The 19,538-nt window shown below is 72.8% G+C and carries 13 protein-coding genes and 2 pseudogenes; 3 read left to right on the forward strand and 12 right to left on the reverse strand.

The genetic code is table 11. The features are described from left to right. Positions 1-36: 36 nt before the first annotated feature. Both JL475_RS09425 and JL475_RS09430 read right to left on the reverse strand, forming a co-directional pair. Positions 37-237 carry a DUF397 domain-containing protein gene (locus tag JL475_RS09425; protein WP_202276992.1) on the reverse strand — a complete coding sequence of 67 codons (201 nt, stop codon included), beginning with the start codon at positions 235-237 and terminating at the stop codon, positions 37-39. Beyond that, positions 234-1,106 carry a helix-turn-helix transcriptional regulator gene (locus JL475_RS09430; protein WP_202276993.1) on the reverse strand — a complete coding sequence of 291 codons (873 nt, stop codon included), beginning with the start codon at positions 1,104-1,106 and terminating at the stop codon, positions 234-236. The genes JL475_RS09425 and JL475_RS09430 overlap by 4 nt, the downstream gene beginning before the upstream one ends. Before the next feature lie 162 nt (positions 1,107-1,268). On the opposite strand from JL475_RS09430, the pseudogene JL475_RS39875 reads away from it, so the two are divergent. The 3 genes and pseudogenes from JL475_RS39875 (at position 1,269) to JL475_RS09440 (ending at position 4,852) form a co-directional block, all read left to right on the forward strand. Continuing rightward, positions 1,269-1,776 (forward strand): annotated as a pseudogene (locus JL475_RS39875) (ATP-binding protein). Positions 1,777-1,966: 190 nt separating this feature from the next. Next, positions 1,967-2,485 carry an SRPBCC family protein gene (locus JL475_RS09435; RefSeq protein ID WP_202276994.1) on the forward strand — a complete coding sequence of 173 codons (519 nt, stop codon included), beginning with the start codon at positions 1,967-1,969 and terminating at the stop codon, positions 2,483-2,485. 36 nt (positions 2,486-2,521) lie between these two features. Further along, positions 2,522-4,852 carry an FdhF/YdeP family oxidoreductase gene (locus tag JL475_RS09440; RefSeq protein WP_202276995.1) on the forward strand — a complete coding sequence of 777 codons (2,331 nt, stop codon included), beginning with the start codon at positions 2,522-2,524 and terminating at the stop codon, positions 4,850-4,852. 46 nt (positions 4,853-4,898) lie between these two features. On the opposite strand, the gene JL475_RS09445 is transcribed toward JL475_RS09440, so the two are convergent. The 10 genes and pseudogenes from JL475_RS09445 to JL475_RS09490 form a co-directional block, all read right to left on the reverse strand. Further along, a complete protein-coding gene (locus JL475_RS09445; protein WP_202276996.1) occupies positions 4,899-6,239 on the reverse strand; it encodes an amidohydrolase in 1,341 nt (446 codons plus the stop codon). A gap of 61 nt (positions 6,240-6,300) precedes the next feature. After that, positions 6,301-8,259, reverse strand: coding sequence for a TOMM precursor leader peptide-binding protein (locus JL475_RS09450; RefSeq protein ID WP_237406649.1), 1,959 nt, complete (start codon positions 8,257-8,259; stop codon positions 6,301-6,303). After that, entirely contained in the window at positions 8,256-9,011 is a 756-nt protein-coding gene (locus JL475_RS09455) for an ABC transporter permease (protein ID WP_202276997.1), read from the reverse strand. Before JL475_RS09455 ends, JL475_RS09450 begins: the two co-directional genes overlap by 4 nt. Next, complete coding sequence (locus JL475_RS09460; RefSeq protein WP_237406651.1) at positions 9,008-9,985, reverse strand: ABC transporter ATP-binding protein; 978 nt, start codon at positions 9,983-9,985, stop codon at positions 9,008-9,010. The genes JL475_RS09455 and JL475_RS09460 overlap by 4 nt, the downstream gene beginning before the upstream one ends. 48 nt (positions 9,986-10,033) lie before the next feature. Next, positions 10,034-11,227: a metalloprotease gene (locus tag JL475_RS09465; RefSeq protein WP_237406653.1), complete on the reverse strand. Its 1,194-nt coding sequence runs from the start codon at positions 11,225-11,227 to the stop codon at positions 10,034-10,036. Continuing rightward, positions 11,224-12,357, reverse strand: a complete 1,134-nt coding sequence (locus JL475_RS09470) for a lantibiotic dehydratase C-terminal domain-containing protein (protein ID WP_202276999.1) — start codon at positions 12,355-12,357, stop codon at positions 11,224-11,226. The genes JL475_RS09465 and JL475_RS09470 overlap by 4 nt, the downstream gene beginning before the upstream one ends. Next, positions 12,345-15,092 (reverse strand): lantibiotic dehydratase, encoded by a 2,748-nt coding sequence (locus JL475_RS09475; RefSeq protein ID WP_237406708.1) that lies wholly within the window; start codon positions 15,090-15,092, stop codon positions 12,345-12,347. The genes JL475_RS09470 and JL475_RS09475 overlap by 13 nt, the downstream gene beginning before the upstream one ends. 154 nt (positions 15,093-15,246) lie before the next feature. After that, positions 15,247-16,899 (reverse strand): nitroreductase family protein, encoded by a 1,653-nt coding sequence (locus JL475_RS09480; protein WP_202277001.1) that lies wholly within the window; start codon positions 16,897-16,899, stop codon positions 15,247-15,249. A gap of 81 nt (positions 16,900-16,980) precedes the next feature. After that, a complete protein-coding gene (locus tag JL475_RS09485) occupies positions 16,981-18,936 on the reverse strand; it encodes a TOMM precursor leader peptide-binding protein (RefSeq protein WP_202277002.1) in 1,956 nt (651 codons plus the stop codon). Beyond that, a pseudogene (locus JL475_RS09490) lies at positions 18,926-19,538 on the reverse strand (hypothetical protein); the annotation flags it as partial. The gene JL475_RS09485 and the pseudogene JL475_RS09490, both read right to left, overlap by 11 nt.

A 19,538-nucleotide genomic window follows, 5' to 3' on the forward strand; every position in this document is an offset into this window, starting at 1 on the left:
CGCGAGGACTGAGCGTCGTGGTCTCGGGCGGGCAGGTCAGATCCGGTTTCGCCCCAGGCTCGCGACGAACCCGGACCATACGCTCCGCGGGAACGCGAGCTGAGGTCCGTCGTGCTCCTTGGAGTCCCGTACGTGTATGGCGGTCGCGTCGGGGGCGACTTCGACGCACTCGCCGCCTTCGTCGCCGCTGTAGCTGCTCTTCAACCAGGTGAGCTGTGCGAGCTGTTCGGTGTTCATAGGTCTCCCAGCATCTTCTCGATGAGGCGTAGGGACTCGCGTGGGGTGAGCGCCTGCCCTCGGATGCTGCCATGTTTTGCGGCCAGGACACGCACCTCTTCCTGGTCAGTGATGAGGCGGCTGATGTGCTGGACCTCCAGATAGGCCACCTGCGGTTTGCCCTTCGGGGTGAGCAGAGTGAAGGGGCCGCCCATGCCTGCGTGCTCTTCGCTCGAGGTCGGCATGACCTGGATCTCCACATGGCGCAAGCGTCCTGCCCGCAGCAGTTGTTCCAGTTGTCCGCGCTGCACGTCTGGACCGCCGAAGGGCTGAAGCAGAATGCTTTCCTGGATGGTTGCGCTCACAGTCGGCGGCGGCCACCGTGTCATCAACTCCTGCCGAGCCATCCTTGCGGTTACCCTTTGTTCGATGGTCTCTTCATCGAAGAATGGCTGTCGACTGGCGAAGACGGCGCGGGCGTAGTCCGGCGTCTGGAACAAGCCGGGCACCGCCTGGTTGGCGAAATAGCGCAGCTCCACCGCCTCCGCCTCCAACCGCGCATAATCCCGGAACCACTCCGGATGCCGCACCCTCCGCCGGGTCTTCGCCCGCTCCACATCCTCTGCCGCGGACGCCAACAGGCCCCCGCACTCCAGCAACCGGTCCACGGCGACCAGCAGTTCGGGCTGAGGTGTGCGTCGTGCCCGCTCGACCGACGAGATCGTCTCCTCCCCGTACCCGAGCCGGTCGCCCAACTCCTTCTGGCTCAGCCCGGCCCGCTCCCGGGCCACCTTGATCTGCCGACCGAGCGCCCGAAACAGGTCCGCGACCTCGTCCGTACCGTCCGCCTCGCCGCCCGTGGGAACCCCCGTACCCGGCTGCGCTGTCATGCCGCACCACCACCTTGCTCCTCGTACTGGGGACGAACCGGCGAACCCCTGGCCAGGTCATGGCCGTACGCCCGTACATCACACCGTCCGCACCGGGACAGTCACCCTGCGTACCGCCCGGAATGCTCCACACGGTAGGACGAATCGGTCACCCTCGGTGATGTGAATCAGGAAACCGTCACCGCACCCGGTGAACCGACCGTCGTCACGAGCCACTTCCGCACCATGTTTCCCACCACGGCGCGGGGCGCGCACGGCGCCCGCCATGCCGCCGAGCACTGGCTCGCCACGCAGCAGGGATGGTCGGAAGCCGACGACAACACGGCCACGGCGTCCCTGCTCATTGCGGAGCTGACCGCCAACGCGGCCCTGCACGGCCGGGTGTCGGGCAGGAACGGCACACCTCGCCCTCACCCTGACCCCCGCCACCCTGCGGATCGAGGTGACCGACGCGCGGGGCGAGCGTCAGCCCGTGCCGCCCCCGGACGCCGACACCGACGGCGAGTCCGGCCGGGGCCTGCTTCTCGTCGCCTCGCTCGCGGACACCTGGGGCTGCGAGCCGTACCCTCCGGGCGGCAAGACGGTGTGGGCGGAGTGCGCCCGGCGGTCGATCCTCAGGACGTGCCCCGGCCCTCTCAGCGGTTCCGGAACCCCGCCAGTGTCTTGGTGAGCAACTCACGGTCGGGGTCCTTCTCCAGCGAGGAACTCGGCGTGGGCAACATGATGCGGACCGGTCGGCCACGGGCTCGTCCCTCACGCCGACCACCGCCGGGACAGTGACCGCTTCGAAGTAAGCCGTGTGGCGGGCTGTCGGGTGGGCACTGAGACTGGAGGGAACGGCGTCTGGAGATGGGTGGGTCATGCACACCGTCGAGGAAACGATCGAGGTCGCGGTCCCGGTGCGTACCGCGTACGACGCCTGGACGCAGTTCAAGAGCTTCCCCCGGTTCATGACCGGGGTGCGGCGGGTCGACCAGGTCAGGCCGGCCGTCACCCGGTGGGTCGTCGGTGCCGGACCCGTACGCCGTGAGGTCGGGATCGAGATCGTCGAGCAGGTGCCGGACTCGCATCTGGTCTGGCGGAGTCTCGAGCGACGGCCCTCCCACCGCGGCGAGGTGTCGTTCCGGAGCACCATGACGGGCACGACGGAGATCACCGTGCGGGTGCGGACCGAGGCGCACGGTGCCGCCGGTGTGCTCGCCGCCGTCCCCGGGGCGACCCGCCGTGTGGTGCGGTCCGGGCTTCGGCACTTCAAGACGTACATCGAGGGGATGGGGGACGCGGGCGGAGCCTGGCGCGGGACCATCCGCAACGGACGTGTGCAGCCCATGGAGCCGGAACCGCCCCGAAGCCGGGTGTCCTGCTGGCCCGTCGGCTGAATCCACGGGCGGAACAGTCCACGCGAGAGGCAACCGATGAAGAAGCCCCCCGGAGAAGAGCCGAAGGACGCGCTCACCGTGACCCCGCCCCAGAAGTGGGCCGCGGGAGTCCCCGCGGTGATGCACGCCCTGGAGTACTCCCTGGAGCAGACGTCTCCCGGGCGCGTCGGCGAGACGCTGCTGACCATGAACCAGGTCCACGGCATCGACTGCCCCGGCTGCGCCTGGGCCGACCCCGCCCCGGGGAAACGGCACCGCAACGAATACTGCGAGAACGGTGCCAAGCACATCACCGACGAGGCGACGGGGCGGCGGATCACCGCCGACTTCTTCCGCACCCACCCGGTCTCCGAGCTGGGCCGACGCTCCGACATGTGGCTCAACCAGCAGGGCCGACTCACCGAACCGATGGTCAAACGGCCGGGATCCGACACCTACGAGCCGATCAGCTGGCATGACGCCCTCGGCCTGCTCGCCGAGGAGCTGACCGCGCTCGACTCTCCCGACGAGGCCGTCTTCTACACCTCGGGCCGGGCCAGTAACGAGGCCGCCTTCGTCCTGCAGCTCTTCGCCAGGGCGTTCGGCACCAACAACCTGCCCGACTGCAGCAACCTGTGCCACGAGTCCAGCGGCTTCGCCCTGCACGAGACGCTGGGCACGGGCAAGGGAACGGTCGGCCTCCACGACCTCCACCACACCGACCTGATCTTCCTGGTGGGCCAGAATCCCGGCAGCAACCACCCGCGCATGCTGTCCGCACTGGAGGAGGCCAAACGCAACGGTGCCCGCATCATCGCGGTGAACCCGCTGCCGGAAACCGGACTGAGGCGGTTCAAGAACCCGCAGAAAGCACGCGGGGTCGTCGGCCCCGGAACCCGGATCGCCGACCGTTTCCTGCACATCCGCCTCGGCGGCGACATGGCCCTGTTCCAAGGCCTGAACCGGCTGCTGCTGGAGGCCGAGGACGCCCGGCCGGGGCAGGTGCTGGACCACGACTTCATCCGCGCCCACACCACCGGCTTCGACGAGTTCGCCGCACATGTGCGCGCCGTCGACTGGCGGGACGTCACCGCCGCGACCGGTCTGATGCGTGAGGAGATCGAGCAGGTCCGGGACGAGGTGCTGCGCAGCCGGCGCGTCATCGTCTGCTGGGCCATGGGCATCACCCAGCACAAGCACGCCGTCCCCACCATCCGCGAGTTCGTGAACTTCCTGATGCTGCGCGGCAACCTGGGCAGGGCGGGCACCGGCGCCTGCCCGGTCCGGGGGCACAGCAATGTGCAGGGCGACCGCACCATGGGCATCTGGGAGCGGATGCCGGACTCGTTCCTCGACGCGCTCCAGCAGGAGTTCGGCTTCGACCCGCCGCGTGCCCACGGACTGGACTCCGTGAACTCGATCAGGGCGATGCGCGAAGGCCGCATCAAGGTCTTCCTCGGCCTGGCCGGAAACTTCGTCCGGGCCGTCCCGGACAGCGCGGTCACCGAGGACGCCGTGCGCAGGTGCCGGCTGACCGCCCACATCTCGACCAAGCTCAACAGGTCGCACACCGTGTGCGGCGACACCGCGCTGATCCTGCCGACCCTCGGCCGTACCGAACGGGACATCCAGGCCAACGGGGAACAGTTCGTCACCGTCGAGAACTCGATGAGCGAGGTGCACACCTCCCGTGGCCGCCTGAGGCCGGCCTCCCCCCTGCTGCTCAGCGAGGTCGCCATCCTGTGCCGGCTCGCCCGCCGCACCCTCGACGGCCGCGCCGACGTCTCCTGGGAGCAGTTCGAGGCGGACTACGGGACCATCCGTGACCGGATCTCCCGCATCGTGCCGGGACTGCACGACTTCAACCGGCGCGTGGTCCGTCCCGGCGGCATCCAACTGCCGAACCCGGTCAACGAGGGCGTGTTCCGCACCGCTTCCGGCAAGGCCCTGTTCACCCGCAACACCGGGGAGGCGCCGGGTGTCCCCGAAGGACACCTGCTGCTGCAGACCCTGCGCTCGCACGACCAGTGGAACACCGTTCCCTACACCACCGACGACCGCTACCGGGGCATCCGCGGAAGCCGCCGGGTGGTCCTCGTCAACCCGCGAGACCTGGCGGAACTCGGCCTGACCGAGGGACAGCGGGTGGACCTGGTCGGCGTGTGGGCGGACGAGACCGAGCGCCGCGCCGAGGACTTCAAGGTGGTGCCGTACCCGAGCGCACGGGGCTGTGCCGCCGCGTACTACCCGGAGACCCAGGTCCTGGTACCGCTCGACAGCGTCGCCGAGGTCAGCAACCAGCCGGCATCGAAGGCCGTCGTCGTCCGCCTGGAGCCCACGACCCCCCGGCCGGGCACCGATCCCCGGCCGGGCACCGCCGTGCGCTGATCCACGACGGATCCGTGGATCCGTGGCCGAGCGCGCGGTCGAGCCTTCATGCTGCGGCGAACCGGTCGAGTGCCGCGACCGTCAGCGCGGCGATCGCCGGGCGCAGGGCGCTGCCGATGTGCGGGGCGAAGTGCGGGGAGTGGTTCGGGGCCGGCGGTGGTGCTGCGTCCGGGCCGTCGGTCGTCCTCCGGAGCCAGGCCTTTGGGTCCGCCACGCCCAGCATCCAGTAGACCAGCGGGATTCCGCGCTCCCCGTGGATCGCGGCTCCGGCGTCCCCGAACAGGGGGAAGTCCTCCGTGGCCATCGTCCCCGGCCAGGGCAGCACCCGCGCGGGCCCCAGGAGCCCCGTGTGGGCCCGCCGTACCGAACCGGTGGTGTGCGGGTCGCACAACAGGGCCGCCGAGCGGGAGACGACGGTCACCTCGGGTTCCCGGGGAGCGCCCGCCGCGGCGCTCTCGGCGAGCACGATGCGGCGCACCGCGGCCAGCGCCCGGTCCAGGGACGCCTCGCCGGCCGCGCGGACCGCGATGCCGAGCACGGCGTGGTCCGGTATGACGTTGGCGGCCGTCCCGGCCCGCACGGTCCCCACGGTCAGCGTCACCTGGTCGGCGGGTGCGGTCTCGCGGGCGACGACGTTCTGGAGCCGGGTGACGACGGCTGCCGCGGTGACGACCGGATCCACCGCCAGGTGCGGGGTGGCGACGTGACCGCCGCGTCCGTGCAGCACCACGTCGAGCACCGCGCCGGCCGCCGCCATCGGTGCCTGGCCCGTCGCGTGCGCGACGGTGCCGGAGGGCATCGGCGCGGCATGCTGGGCGAGGACGACATCGGGTCTGCCGAACCGTTCGTACAGGCCGTCGCGGAGCATGGCCCCGGCCCCGGCCAGCGTCTCCTCGGCCGGCTGCCCCACCACCAGCAGGGTGCCCCGCCACCGGTCGGACAGCCGGGCGAGCAGGTCCGCGGCGCCGGCGGCCGCGGCCAGGTGCAGGTCGTGGCCGCAGGCGTGCATGGCGTCGTTGCGGCTGGCGTACGGCAGCCCGGACCGCTCGCGCATCGGGAGCGCGTCCAGCTCGGCCCGCAGCCAGACGCGGGGGCCCTCCCCGTTGCGGAGCACCCCGACGACGCCGTGGCCGCCCACCTGGTGGGTGAGCTCGCAGCCGGCCGCCGCGAGGCGCCGGCCGAAGCGGTCCGCGGTGCGGGCCTCGGCCCCGGACACCTCCGGGTGCGCGTGCAGGTCCAGGTAGTGCGTGAGGGCGGGCTTCAGCACCTCCCCCACGCGGGTGAGGAGCTGCTCGGCGCCCGGCGGCAGCGAGCCGTGACCGGGTGCGGGCGGGGGTCCGGGGACGGCTGGTGCCGGGCCCGGGGCGGGGTGGGGCGGTGAAGTCATGGACGTGCTCCGGAAAACGGCCGGGCCTCCGCCGCGGTGCGGGGAGGCCCGGGGGACGGGTTCAGGGGAAGGGGTGCGGGGCCCGGTGGATCTCCGCGTCGGTGAGGTCGCGGTCCCGGTGCCCGCCGCGACGCAGCGCGGTGCGCAGCCGGGGCATCAGCGGGGCCCGCTGCCGGTTCCAGCCGAAGTCGATCGGCAGCAGCCCCGGCACCACCGTGCTCACCGTCCGCAGCCCCATCCGCTCCTGCTCGGGCGAGGTCTGGTCGACGACGATGACGTCGTGGCCCGCCCGCACCAGTTCGTCCCGGACCACGGCGACGTCGTCGCGCAGGTCGCCGGTGCGGGGGCGGCCGTGGCTCTCCCAGTCCCGGTACACCTCGTCGAAGGGACGGGCCCCGGACGGCTCCAGATAGCTCCGCGCGTACGCGGCCATGCGGGGCAGCCCGTAGAGCTGGGGGTGGTCCTTCAGATGGCGCACCAGGAAGAAGTCGTCGGCCATGGCCTCCAGTTCGTCGCGGCGTTCGGCGGTCTGCCGGGCCAGGTGCGGGATGTAGCTCAGCACTTCGGACAGGGCCCCCTCGACCGCGGACCTCGGGTCCAGTGAGGCCGCGGCCGCGAAGGACAGGGTGCCCGGGCCCCCGTCCCGGCGGACGCCGACCACGGTGACGGCCGGGATCGCCAGGTCGATCCGGTTGTCGAAGGCGTGGACGTCGTAGCCCTGCAGGGCGGCCCGCTCGGCCATGGCGACCGCCGTGGGACTGCCGACCGTCTCCAGGTCGATGCGGGGCAGCCGGGCCGCGCCGTACCAGCCGTTCAGGAAGGAGTCCCGCTCGACGAGTTCGAGCAGGCCGCCCAGGACGGCCTCCTCCAGGCACCCGCCGATGGCACAGCCGTTGGAGCACTCGAAGACGAAGTTGTCGTCGGCCAGCGGGATGCTGTAGTAGACCAGCCGCGACGGCACCAGGACGGCACGCTCGTCCCGCAGCGACCAGCCCCACTCCCAGGGGATGGGCCGGCCCGGGTCGAAGGGCTCGACCGAGGGGTCGTCCCGGTAGGTCTCCGGGCTGTACAGGCCGCACACCGCCGGGTCGATCGCGTCGGATCCCAGTTCGTCGTACGAGCCGACCACCGGCGCCGCACCGCCGCGCCGGTGGGTTCCCGCGTACCGCTCCAGACCCTCGAGGAACGCGAGCCGGCGGCTGGTGGCGAAGGAGTTCTCCTGCCCGCTCCAGGTGACGTCGTGGAGCCCCGCGTACCCCCGTACGAACGCGCTGCCGGCCACCGGGGCGGTGGTGGACGAGGTGACGTCCGTCCAGGTCCCGGCGCCCAGGGCGCCGCACACCGGGTTGGCCAGGGCATCGGTGGGCAGCGGGTACGCGAAGGCCGAGCGCAGCCGGTAGGTGCCGGGATCCGGTTTGGGACGCGGAGCGAGGGCGAGCGGCCGGACCTCGTCCGCCGCCCGGGGCCGGACGCGGGGGCCGCAGTCCGGGCACATCGGGTCGGCGAGCAGCGGATACGTCCTGACCGTCAGGTTCGCCAGGTCCAGCCGGGTCACCTGGGGCAGGGCGCGGTCCGCCGGGTGCTCGGCGGGGGGCACCGGGCGCGGTCCGTGCAGCAGGGCCTCGCACAGCGCGGCCACGGTGTCGTGGACGTGGCCGGTGAGCAGCGGCCAGGCGCCGGCCGGGCGGGGCCCGTCGGCGCCGCCGGTCTCCAGGGCGTTGCGCTCACTGCGGCTGCGCAGCCGCTGCCACCGCAGGGCGAGGCAGCGGCCGCAGGCGGGTGCCTCGCCGTCGCCTCCCCAGGGGCCGAGCAGGATCGCCGAGGCGCTGACGTGGACCAGCGCCGTCGGACGCTCCGCGGCCCACGGGTCCCGGGCCCCGGCGTCCCCGCCGCCCGCGCCGACGGCACCGACCGGCACGACCCGGGGGGCGTCGGAACCGAAGCGGCCGTCCAGGAACGCCTGGAGGGTGCCGCGGGCCTCCTCCATCGGATGCGGAAGCGGGCGGATCGCGGTGGTCATGAGCTCTTCGTCCAGCGGAAGGTGCGCGCCGCGATCGCCCCGAAGACGACGGCGAACGCGACGAGTCCGAGAGACCCCAGGCCGATGTCGGAGAGGTCGCCGCGGCCGATCAGGGCGGCCGACACCGCGTCGTTGAGGTAGCGCAGCGGCATGGCCAGCGAGATCTTCTGCAGCCAGTCCGGCATGGCGTCCAGCGGGAAGAACGACCCGGACAGGAAGGCCATCGGCAGCATCAGGAAGTTGGCGATGCCGGCGACCGACTCCGGGGTGTCGGCGATGCTGCCGACGATCACCCCGAGCAGCAGGAAGGCGGTGATGCCGAGGACCATGACGGGGATCAGCAGGGGCCAGCGGGACGCGGGCACCAGGTCGAACCCGGGGAGCATCGCCACCCCGACGAACAGGACCGACTGGACGAGTCCCACGCCCAGGGCCAGGACGTAGCGGGACCCGATGACGGAGGACAGCGGGGCCGGCGACATGCGGATCATCCGCAGGATGTCGTCCGCGCGCCACTGCATCAGCGTGAATCCGATGCCGAAGACGGCGGCGTTGGCGACGCCCCAGGAGAGCACTCCGGCGGCGGTGTAGGAGAGGTAGGAGAAGCCGCTCTCCTCGACGGCCTGGCCCCGGAAGATGAGTCCGAAGACGACGAGGAAGATCAGCGGGAAGGCGAAGGTGAAGAAGACGGTCGTCTTGTCCCGGACCTGGGCGCGGTAGCCCGCCGCGGTCAGCGCGGTGTAGGCGCTCATACCTGGTGCTCCTGGTTGTTCGAGGCGAGGGGGTTCTGCGGGTTCTGCCGGGCGGTGATGTCGAGGTAGACGTCCTCGAGGCTGGGGGTGCGGGTCTGCACACCGTCCAGACCGGTGACGGCGTCGAGGGCGGCGAGGACCCGGCCGGTGGCGCGGGTCTCCAGGACGAGGTGTCCGCCCTGCACGGTGACGGCGTCCACGCCGGGGAGGGACGCGGCCTTCCGCTCGTCGATCCGGCCGAGCGGTACCAGCATCCGGCTGGTGGCGCCGAAGGTTCCGATCAGGTGCTGCGGCTCGTCGGTGACGACGAGCCGGCCGGCCACCAGGATGCCGACGCGGTCGCAGAGCGCCTCCGCCTCGTCCAGGTGGTGGGTGGTGTACACGATGGTCCGGCCCTCCGCCTTGAGGCCTCGCAGGACCTCCCACAGAGCGCGCCGGCCCTCCGGGTCGAGCGCGGCGGTCGGCTCGTCCAGGAAGATCAGCTCGGGTCCGTGGACCAGCGCGGAGGCGATGGCGAGCCGCTGCCGCTGGCCGCCGGAGAGGTCGTCGACCCGGACGTCGTGCCGCCCGCCGAGGCCCACGGCGTCCAAAGTGGCGTCGACGGCGGCGCGCTCCGCGCCGAACAGGGCCGCCACCGTACGCAGGTGCTCGTGGACGGTCTGCCGCACGAAGAACGCCGACGACTGGGTCTGCACGCCCATGCGCGGCAGCAGACCGGTGTTGCGCGGCCAGGGCGACTCGCCGAACACCGTGACCGAGCCGGAGTCGGCCTGGCGCAGCCCTTCCATGATCTCCACCAGGGTGGACTTCCCGGCGCCGTTGGGGCCGAGCAACCCGAAGAACTCGCCGCGCCGGACGTCCAGGGAGACCCCGTCGACGGCCCGCCGGTCGCCGTAACTCTTGGTCACGTCACCGACCGAGACGGCCGGCCCGGCTCCGCGGTCTGCGGTGGGGGAGGAGGAGGGGGAGGTCATAGGGGGATACCTCATTCATGAGTTGCGTGATCTTTCGGGGTGGGGACGTCATCGGAGCAGCAGGAGGACGAGGGCGGTGCCGGTTCCGGCCACCGCGAGCAGGACGAGAGCGGCGGCCGTGACGGCGTAGGAGGTGTAGAGACGGCGGGCGCGCCGCGGGTAGGCGGCGACGGCGTCCCGTCCCTGCCTGCGCAGGGTCAGGTAAGTCCCCGTCTCCGGGGCGAGGTTGGCGGCGCCCACGGTGTGACCGAGCATGCGGTACCCGTCCAGCGGCGGCAGCGGGACCAGGTTGCTCAGGGCCTGCACGACGCCGACGAAGAGCATCCCGGTGAGCACCGGGCGGCCCGGATCGGCCGGGTCCAGCAGAGCCCACCACAGCGCGAAGGGCAGCAGGAGCACCAGGTTGACGTACGCGCCCGCGGCGGCGACCACCAGCTTCGCCCGCAGGCCGGGCAGGAACAGGTAGTTGTCGACCGTGCAGTACATCATCATGGTCGGAAACCGCCAGCGCAGCCCGATCTCGGTGACCACACCGCCGTAGTGCCGGGCGGCGATCCCGTGGGCGAGTTCGTGCAGGCAGATGCTGAACCAGAGGAAGACCGCGAACGGGATCAGCACGAGCGGACGGGTCAGCAGCTCCCACGTTCCGTCGAGGGCGGCCACCGGATCCGCGAGCACGGCGACGATCAGCACCAGTACTGCGGCCACCAGCGGCAGTTGAGCCCAGGGGCGGAGCAGCGGACGCAGCAGCCGGTGGAGGCGTCCGGTGGTCCCGTGCGCGTCGGCGACGGTCCGCCGGCTGCCCTTCCAGAAGGTGCCGGTGCGGGCCGGGGGCGGCTCGGGCGGCGCGGGGTCCGGGGACCCGGCGAGCAGTCCGCGGGTGCCGAGCAGGCCGAGCAGCCGGGTCCACTGCTCCTCGGGGAGCCGGAGGCGGAACCGGGCCGCGTACTCGGCCACGACGTCGTCGGCGTTCCGGGTCCCGTCGAGCCGGCTGATGACGAAGTGCTCCTTGGGGCCCACCTCGAACGCGGCACCGCTGACCGGGTGCTTGATGAGGTGGACGGTGCGCGGACCGCGCAGCAGGGGCGGACCGATCAGCACGCCCGGACGCAGCGCGGGGCGGTACGCGCGGGCGGCGGAGGCGCGGTCCGCGGCCACGTGGTCGGCGGCGGCGCGGTCGCCCACGGCGGAGTGGTCGCCGAGGGAGGAGTGGCTGGTGGGCGACCGGTCGGTGGCGCTCATGAGACCGCCTGCCGTCCGTCGGCCGGCTCGCGCAGCACCCGGCCCAGGATGAAGGCCAGGTACGCCTCGTCCCGGATCGTCACATGCAGCCGGTTGTTGGTCATGTGCATGTACGGGGACAGCAGGCGGGGCAGCACCGCGGGCGCGTGGGTGACGGTCACCAGAGGAGCCGCGTCGGGGTCCTCGGCGCGCTCCTGGCCGGTGTCCTCGCGGGCCGGGCCGTCCCAGGCCGGGAAGGCGAGTTCGCCGCGCTCGGTGAGGTCCACCACCCGCCGGCGCAGCTCCAGGCAGTGTTCGGCCCAGCGCCGCAGGAACGCCGGCAACCGGGACAGGTCGCCGCTCGCCACGGCCTGCCTGATCTGCGCGAACCGAGCGCCGAGGGACGGCGCCATGCGCTCGTAGGTGCGCTCGTACTCGGTGGACCCGATGAAGTTGGTACCGGGGAACAGCCGGTGCCAGAAGGCGTAGTAGGAGTCGAGGTAGTCCGCGAGCCGTTCCTCCTCGGGCAGGAAGCAGCTCGCCATCACCATCATCAGCTGGGCGGAGGTACCGAGCAGTACCGTCCGCAGGTGCAGGTTCATGCTCCGGTACGCCTCCAGGACCAGGTCGCTGGAATGGCGGAAGTGCCATTCGGCGAGGTCCACCCCGGCCGGTCCGCCGTACTTGGCGTACTCGGGGGCGTAGACCTCGTAGGAGAAGGAGTTGTTCGGCCTGAGGTTCATCAGGCCGTCCGGGCCCATGTACTTGTTCCGGTCCTCGCCGGGGAACTCGATGTCGAAGAGGGAGTTGTAGAAGTCCTTGAGGAAGCCGGAGTCGACCTCGTAGAGGGCGGGGCGGGCCTTCAGGAAGGCGTTGATCGCCTCCTCGGTGCGGCGGCGCACCTCGGCCTCGGCGTCGGGGCCGCTCGGGCGCAGGCGCAGCCTGATGTGCGGCCCCTCCAGCCAGTAGTTGATGAAGAAGTAGCCGGACAGCAGACCGTCCTCGGTGAGCCGGTCGACCAGCGGGCGGACGCAGTTCACCAGCAGCGGCTGGGGGTTGGCGGCGTAGAAGACGTGCAGGGCCAGCCAGGGCGAGGGCCCGGTGCCCTCGGGGTCCGGCCGGAAGGCCGCGGGTTCGGTCAGTTCGGGCATGACGGGGCGGCCTCCGGTTCGGACTGCGGCAGTCGGCGGGTGGTGAAGGTCTCCACGGCGAGCTCGGCCACATGCCGGCCGCGGTGGGAGGTGAGGTGGAGCCCGTCCTCGGCGGGGAGCATCTCCCGGAAGGTCACCCGGGTGCCCGGCCTGCGCTCCACCAGGGCGTCGAACGCGGACAGGGAGAGCGGGCTGTCGAAGTCGACGTGGACGGGCTTGGCCCCGATCGGTCCCTGGTCGACGTGGGAGACCGTGGCGAAGCAGCGGTCGGGCAGGCCGTGGACGCGCCGCCAGCGCCGGTACTCCAGGTAGTGCTCCTCCTCCCCGGCCCCGGGGCGGCGGGCCGGCAGGCACTCCGCCTCCGCGGTCCAGCTGCGCCGGCTGACCACCACGTTTCCGTGCCGGACCCGGGGCCTGCGGGTGACCCCGTTCTCGGCCTCGCCCTCGGGCACCCCCGCCCACACGTCGAAGGGGGCCATGGTGCTGGGGGAGAGGAGCAGCAGGGTGCGCGGGATCTCGGGGAGCGCGATGGGCACGAGGTAGCCGAGATAGACCGGCACGACCTCATGGTTGAGACGGCGGGAGCGCAGGACCAGGCGGCCGGCCTGCTCGTCGTGCTGGATGTAGAGGTCGTCGAGATGGATCCGGGCGTCCTCGGGCACCGTGCTGGTCTCGCCCGGGCAGACGATCTGGTGGTCGGTCAGCCGGCCGTGCAGGTTCAGGTTGCTGCTGACCGGCCCTCCGGTGACCTCCGCGAACACGGCGCCCTTCGGCCGGCGGGCCGCCATCTCCTCGCGCAGGGTGTCGGAGAAGCCGGGTGCCGCCGGGTCGGTGTCCGCTCCGGTGCCGTCGTAGAGGTGGGTGAACCGGCTGAAGGGGAAGGCCAGTCCGCCGTAGGACTTGTTGAGGACGACCAGCGGCCGGCCGCCGGGCGGACGGGACAGCTGGATGTGATGGCTCTGAGGTGTGAAGTCGCCGGTGAGCGGGGCGAGTTCACCGGCGGTCTCGGAAAGCAGCCGGTCCGGCAGTTCGATCTCCTCGACGTCGGCGTCGGCCACCGTGCCGTGCCGCCGCCACAGGTCCTTCATGCCCTCGTGGAAGTGGCGGCGGGCCCGGTCGAGAGCCTTCATCTCGCTCTGCCCGAGCCAGTTCTCCTCGGGCAGATAGGTGCCGTTCTCGTCGTAGGAGGCGCGTTTGGAGGTGAAGGAGACGTACTGGTCGAAGAAGTCCTCGTGGAAGTCGTGGACCAGGCCGAGCAGGTCGTCGCAGCGGCCGCCGCGGCCGTAGCGGGCGGTGAAGAAGCCCAACAGCGTGATGCGTTGGGGCAGGGTCAGGTCGAAGAGCGGCAGAATGCCCTCGACGGCCCGCAGGGCCCGGCCGGTCTCCCCGCCCAGTACGGCGGGCCCGCAGGTCAGCTCGTCGCCGGTGTCGACGTCCTCGTACACCAGGGTCTGCGGAAGGGCCGGTTCGGCCGCCCCCAGTTCCCGCTGCGCGTCGAGCAGCCGACCGCGCAGGGTGCTCAGCAGCGTGCGGCGTTCCCCGACGTCGGCCCCGGGGTAGCGGGCGAGGCAGTCGGCCGGGCCGTCCAGCAGGCGGGCCAGCCGGTCGGCCCAGGGCGCCCCGAGGGAACGCAGGGCGTCCTGGTAGGAGCGGAGCGGGTCCTGACCGTGCACGTCCGCGCGGAGCACCGGCACCTGCACCATGCCGAGGTCCAGGAGGGCCGACGCGTACCGTTCGCACTCCTCGCGTCCGGCGTCGTGCTCGGTCTCCAGCCAGGCCACCAGGTCCCGGTGGCGCACCGACGCGTCCTGGGCGCCGAGCCATTCCAGGAGCCGCTCCAGGGTGCCGCTGCTGCGCAGGTAGAACAGCCGGTCGCGGACCGCGTCGAAGGTGACGGCGGCGCTGTCGTCGCCCGCGGTCATCACATGGCGTACGTAGCGGATGCGGTCGGCGTCGCGTCCCCAGCCCGGGGAGAGGACCACCGGCAGGTCCTGACGGCGGCCGGGGTCGGCCGTGATCAGTTCGGTCAGCCGGGCCAGTGCCACCACGTTGAGCCGTACGTGGCTCACCCAGTCCTCGCCGGTGCGCAGTGCGGCCCCGCCGTCCGACGGGTCGCCCGCGAAGGTGCCGGGGCCGATACCGGTGAAGGTGCTGAAGGGGCTGGTCTTGCAGGCCGTGCGGTACAGGTAGGTCAGCGCGGAACGCTCGATCTTGCGCAGCCGGTTGCCGGGCCGCGGGCTGGTGTCGCGCAGGTAGGCGTCCAGCCGGCCGTCGAGGGCGGGCGAGGCGAGCAGCAGGCCGAGGCGCAGCCGGTCGTCGGTCAGTACGTCGCGCAGCACACGCCGGTTCTCCTGGAGTTCACCGGCGAGCAGGTCCGCTCCGGTGGCCCGCAGTTCCTCGAGGCGGGCACGGTCGTGCAGCCACTGGGCGGTGAGCCGGCCGGTCTGAGGATCCTGCTCCGTCACCAGCTGGACGGCGGCCTCGGTGTCGGCGGGCAGCCGGTTGTTGAAGACCTGCCGGCGCAGGTTGATCAGCCCGCGGCGCACGGCGGCGTCGCCCGGGTCCTCGTCGGGACCGGTGGTCGACTTGACCAGGGTGTGCAGCAGGTCGCTGAGGGCCGCCCCGGCGGCGGTCAGACGTTCCTCCTCGGCCAGCACGGCGTCGGCCCAGCGGCGGGTGCCGGGGCAACGCAGGCCGTGCACCGTCTCGACGGGCAGGCCGGCCGCGCGGAGCATGAAGCGCCGGCCGAGTTCCCAGCGGGTGCCGGGCTCCGCGGCGGCGCCCGGCCCGGTGTCCGTGGGGACGGCCGCGTCGGTGTCCGTGGGGGCGCCTGCCGCTGTGGCCGTGGCGCCGGACTCTGTGGGTGTCATGGGGAATCCTCTGCGGCCGTCAGGCGATCTCGTGGCGGAAGTCGGCGGGCTGGGGCCGTTCGTGACCGAGGGCCATGATGAGCAGCGGGGCCTCGTCGCCGTCCGTCAGCCCGAGCCGCTCGACGAACGAGACGTTGTCGAAGCCCAGCGCCACGCCGGCGCCCAGGCCCAGGGCGGAGGCCGCGACGTAGAAGCTCTGCGCGACGGCTCCGGCGGTGCCGACGGCGAGCCGGTAGCCGCGGTCGCCGAGGGTGTCCAGGACCGCGGTGGTGCGCACGGTGGGCACCAGGACCGCACCGGCCTGCTCCAGGTTGTAGTTGGCCAGGAAGTAGTTCTCCTGGAGGAAGGAACCCTGCGGGCCCGGGGCGACCGGGCACAGCTCGTCACGGTCGGGGTCGTACGCGTACGCCCCCTGCTCCACGCCCTCCACGTGGTTGACGAAGGCGTACAGCTTGGCGAGCCGGACCTCGCCGGACGGATCGGTGTCGCCGGCCAGCCGGGTCCCGGCACAGGCGGCGAGCACCGCCGAGAGGTCCCCGGTGCCGACCGGACGACGGGCGTCGAACCTGCCGAAACTGGAACGGCGGTCGCGCAGGGCGCGGCGGACGCCGGTGTCCGGGAAGGCAGGCTCGGGCAGAGCCACGGGGGTGCCTACGGCGTCGGCGTCCGCACCGGCGGTGGGAAGGGCCGCGGCGACGGCCAGCGCCCCGGGGGCGGGCCGGTCGGCGGCGCCCTCCAGGGTGGCCGCGTGCATCTCGCTCAGCGCGGTGAAGTCCAGCAGGGTGCGCGAGCGTTCGACGTCCCGGTGCCGGACGGCCGGCCGATGGCGCGGGTCCGTGCGGGGGACGGCCGGGCGGGCGGCGGCGTCCGGGCGGGGAGCCGTCCCGTCCCAGTGCAGCGGCACGACGGCGAACACCGTCTCCTCCTCGCCCGCCGTTCCGAGGAGCTCGTTCAGCCGGGGCTCGTCGAACCACAGCACGGGGGCGAGCCGCAGGCCCCGGGCGGCGGCCCAGATCCGCCAGGTCTGCACGAGGGTGCCGATGTCGGTGGTGACCACGTGGAACGAGAAGCTGTTGTACTTGAAGGAGTTCTGCCAGTACTTGACGCCGAGCAGCAGGTACTGGTCGGTCTCGAGGGCCTCGGCGGGCGCGTCCGCGCCGAGCGCGCCCCGGACCCGGTCCGTGACGTCGCCGGCCAGCAGCCGTTGCAGGGCGTGCCGGTGGATGTCGTAGTGGTGCAGACCCGGGGTGAGGGGGCCGGAGGGGCCGGACGCCCAGTGGATGCCCACCGGGTAGAGCCCGCCGCCGCCCGCGGTGCCGCGCGACCAGTTCGCGTGGGTGTAGTACGGCAGTCCGGGCAGGTCGGTGTTGGCCTGGATGCCGAGGCGGCGCCCGGTCAGCCCGTAGGAGTCCCGGAGCATCGCCGACAGCAGCGGGAGGCCGAACCCGGGCGAGCCGTCGGCGTCCTGGACCCGGGCGGTGCCGGGCAGCAGACCCGGCGCGACCGGGACGTCGGCGAGGTCCTCGGTGCCGGGCAGGGCGAACGCCTCGGCGTTCGGGTAGTACTTGCCCTTGCGCGGGCCGTCGTCCCAGTTCACGACATGGTCGGTGGGCTCCATCGGGACGCGGCCGCGGTGCAGGATGGCGTGCGCGTACTCATGGGCGTACCCCATGGGATCCCCCTTTCATCAGTTTCTCGGTGCTCTCGGTGTGCTTGCTTTTCCGGCGCACGCGCGCCGGGGACGGACGGCCGGTCATGGGAACGGGTGCGGGCCGGGATTGAGGTCGGCCTCGGTCAGGTCGTCGGGCCGCAGGCCCGCCTCGCGCAGCGCCGTGCGCATCCGGGGCATGTGCCGGGCGCGCTGCCGGGTCCAGCCGAAGTCGAGCGGGAGCAGGCCGGGCACCAGCACCTTCACGGTGTGCAGACCGAGAGCGCGCTGCTCGGGCGCGGTCTGGTCGACGACGACCACGTCGAATCCGGCGGACGTCACGGCGTCCACCGCGGCGAGCAGATCGTCGCGTACGTCCGGACCCGAGCCGTCGGCGCGGGCCCAGCGCAGGTCGGCCACGCTCGACGGCTCGGGGGGCGAGGAACGGCGGAGCAGGAAGTCGGCGTAACGGCCCATCTCCGGTACCGCGTAGACCAGCGGATGGTCGTGCAGACTGGTGATCTTCTCGTGGTCCTCGGCCATGGCGCGGTACCCGGCCTCGTCGCGCCGGAACCGCTGGAGGAGCTGCACCGAGTCGGTGGCGATCTCGCACAGGGCCGCGGCGAGCGCGGCCTCGGGGTCGAGGCCGGCTCCGGCCCCGAAGCACATCCGGGCGGGGCCGCCGTCGAACCGCTCGGCGACCGCGGTGACCACGGGGACCGGGAAGGTGATCCGGGTGTCGAAGAACCTGGCCCGGTACCCGTACATGGCCATGCGGTCCACCATGACCCGGGTGTACGGGTCGGTGCTGGTCGCCGGGTCGATCTCGGGAAGCGGCTGCATGCCGTGCCAGGCGAGCAGGAAGGCGTCCCGTTCCAGGACCTCCATCAGGCCGCTGAGCACGGCCTCCTCCAGACTGCCCCCGGAGGCGCAGCCGTTGGAGCTCTCCTGGACGAACCGGTGCTCGATCCCGGGCTTGTGGTAGTAGGCGAGGATCTCCGGGACGGGGCGGGGGCGCGCGTCCCGCAGCGACCAGCCCCACACCCAGGGGATCGGACGGTCCGGGGTGAAGGGCGGCACCCAGGGGTTCGCCCGGTGGAAGTCGTCCGGGTACAGGCCGGTCTCGCGCGGGTCGACGGCGGTCGGCCCGAGATCGTCCAGGGCGGCGGTCAGGGTGAGGGCGCGGCCCCGGGCGCGCATCCCGGCATAGCGCTCCAGACCCTCCAGCACACCGATGCGGGTGCTGGCGTGGTAGGTGTCGGCGTGACCGCCCCAGAACGTCTCCCGCAGGTAGTCGCCGGAGCGGCTGGAGAAGCAGCCCACGGTGGCGGAGGTGGTCGGCGAGGTGACGTCGCACACCACCGACGGTCCGACGGCGCCCCAGTGGGGGTTGGCGAACGCGTCCACCTGGAGGCCGTACGCGTCCACCGGCCGGACCCGGCTGACGCCCGGCCGGTACTTGGGCGCGGGCCGCAGGGTGAGGGCGGCCGACTCGGCGGTCACCGGTTCCGGTGTGCCGCAGCCGGAGCAGTCCGGCTCGGGCACCAGCGGATGATGACGGACCGTCAGGTGCTCCAGGTCCACCAGCCACACGTCGGGGAAGGGCCGCCCTTCGTCGGGGGGAGCGGCGCCGAGCCTGGCGATCAGTGCGGCGACGGTTTGCGCGGCGAACGGCACCGAGTAGGGCCACGGCCCCACCTCCCGGGTGCCGCCGCGCAGCTCGAGGCCCTCCCGCAGGCCGACCGAGCGCACTCCCTGCCAACGGCGCCGCAGACACGCGCCGCAGCCGGCCCTTCCCTCCACGGGCCAGGGGCCGACCAGCACATGCCGACCGTACAGGTGCACGGGGAGCGCGGAGCGCGAAGCTCCGTCGGTGGGGAGGGGGGCGGCGAAGGCGTCCCGTACCCCGAGGGCGAGGACCGCGACATCGGGCACCGGGCGGCCCGGCTCGAACGGCAACTCCGCCAGTGCGCCGCGGAGTTCCTCCGCGAAGAGACGGCACGCCCGGTGCCGCGGCTGCTCGGTCCCGCCGACGGCGGCCCGGGCGAGGTCAGCGGTCATCGTCGGCCGCCTTGGTGAGCAGGACCCGGACGGTGTGGATCCCGGCGGCGGGCAGGTCGGCCGCGTGCGTGGGCACGACGAGGGCGTCACGCCCGGCGGCGTCCAGCCGCTCCAGGACCTCCGTCCAGGTCACCGGGGCCGGGCCGGCGTCCGGCCCGGCCGCGCCGTCCTCGGCCGTGACCGGTATCAGGGCCGCGTCGAGGTCGGTCAGCAGCGGGTCACCGGTGTCGGGCGCGCCCAGCACTCCCTCCGCGGCGAGCTGGACGGTGCCGAGCAGGTCGCGCAGCGCGTCGGTGGCCGCGGCCGTCCGGTCCAGGGCGGAGCCGGTGGCCCAGTGGCCCGGTCCGTCCCCCTCCGCCGGCCGGCTCCTGGCCAGTACGACGGACGCCCCGGTGCGGTCCGCCTCCCCGAGGTCGAGGAGTTCGACGTCCAGCCCCAGATGCCCGGCGGAACGCAGCAGGAAGGTCGCCTCCACGTCGTCGGCGAACACGGCCCGGGGGATCACCGCGGTCCGCCCGGCCCCGCGCACGGCTCGCCGCAGCGCGTCGTGGGCGAGCGCGGACAGCAGGCCGGCCGCCGCGGCCTCCGGCAGGCCGTCGCCC

The organism is Streptomyces sp. M2CJ-2 (assembly GCF_016757295.1).
In the GTDB taxonomy this organism is placed as follows: Bacteria; Actinomycetota; Actinomycetes; order Streptomycetales; family Streptomycetaceae; genus Streptomyces.

Excerpts from the sequence above, each read along its gene's own strand:
- JL475_RS09435 (WP_202276994.1), top strand. The coding sequence starts at position 1,967 with ATGCACACCGTCGAGGAAACGATCGAGGTCGCGGTCCCGGTGCGTACC.
- JL475_RS09465 (WP_237406653.1), bottom strand. The coding sequence starts at position 11,227 with ATGAGCGCCACCGACCGGTCGCCCACCAGCCACTCCTCCCTCGGCGAC.
- JL475_RS09485 (WP_202277002.1), bottom strand. The coding sequence starts at position 18,936 with ATGACCGCTGACCTCGCCCGGGCCGCCGTCGGCGGGACCGAGCAGCCG.
- JL475_RS09460 (WP_237406651.1), bottom strand. The coding sequence starts at position 9,985 with ATGACCTCCCCCTCCTCCTCCCCCACCGCAGACCGCGGAGCCGGGCCG.
- JL475_RS09450 (WP_237406649.1), bottom strand. The coding sequence starts at position 8,259 with ATGACCACCGCGATCCGCCCGCTTCCGCATCCGATGGAGGAGGCCCGC.
- JL475_RS09445 (WP_202276996.1), bottom strand. The coding sequence starts at position 6,239 with ATGACTTCACCGCCCCACCCCGCCCCGGGCCCGGCACCAGCCGTCCCC.
- JL475_RS09425 (WP_202276992.1), bottom strand. The coding sequence starts at position 237 with ATGAACACCGAACAGCTCGCACAGCTCACCTGGTTGAAGAGCAGCTAC.
- JL475_RS09480 (WP_202277001.1), bottom strand. The coding sequence starts at position 16,899 with ATGGGGTACGCCCATGAGTACGCGCACGCCATCCTGCACCGCGGCCGC.
- JL475_RS09440 (WP_202276995.1), top strand. The coding sequence starts at position 2,522 with ATGAAGAAGCCCCCCGGAGAAGAGCCGAAGGACGCGCTCACCGTGACC.
- JL475_RS09475 (WP_237406708.1), bottom strand. The coding sequence starts at position 15,092 with ATGCTCCGCGCGGCCGGCCTGCCCGTCGAGACGGTGCACGGCCTGCGT.
- JL475_RS09430 (WP_202276993.1), bottom strand. The coding sequence starts at position 1,106 with ATGACAGCGCAGCCGGGTACGGGGGTTCCCACGGGCGGCGAGGCGGAC.
- JL475_RS09470 (WP_202276999.1), bottom strand. The coding sequence starts at position 12,357 with ATGCCCGAACTGACCGAACCCGCGGCCTTCCGGCCGGACCCCGAGGGC.
- JL475_RS09455 (WP_202276997.1), bottom strand. The coding sequence starts at position 9,011 with ATGAGCGCCTACACCGCGCTGACCGCGGCGGGCTACCGCGCCCAGGTC.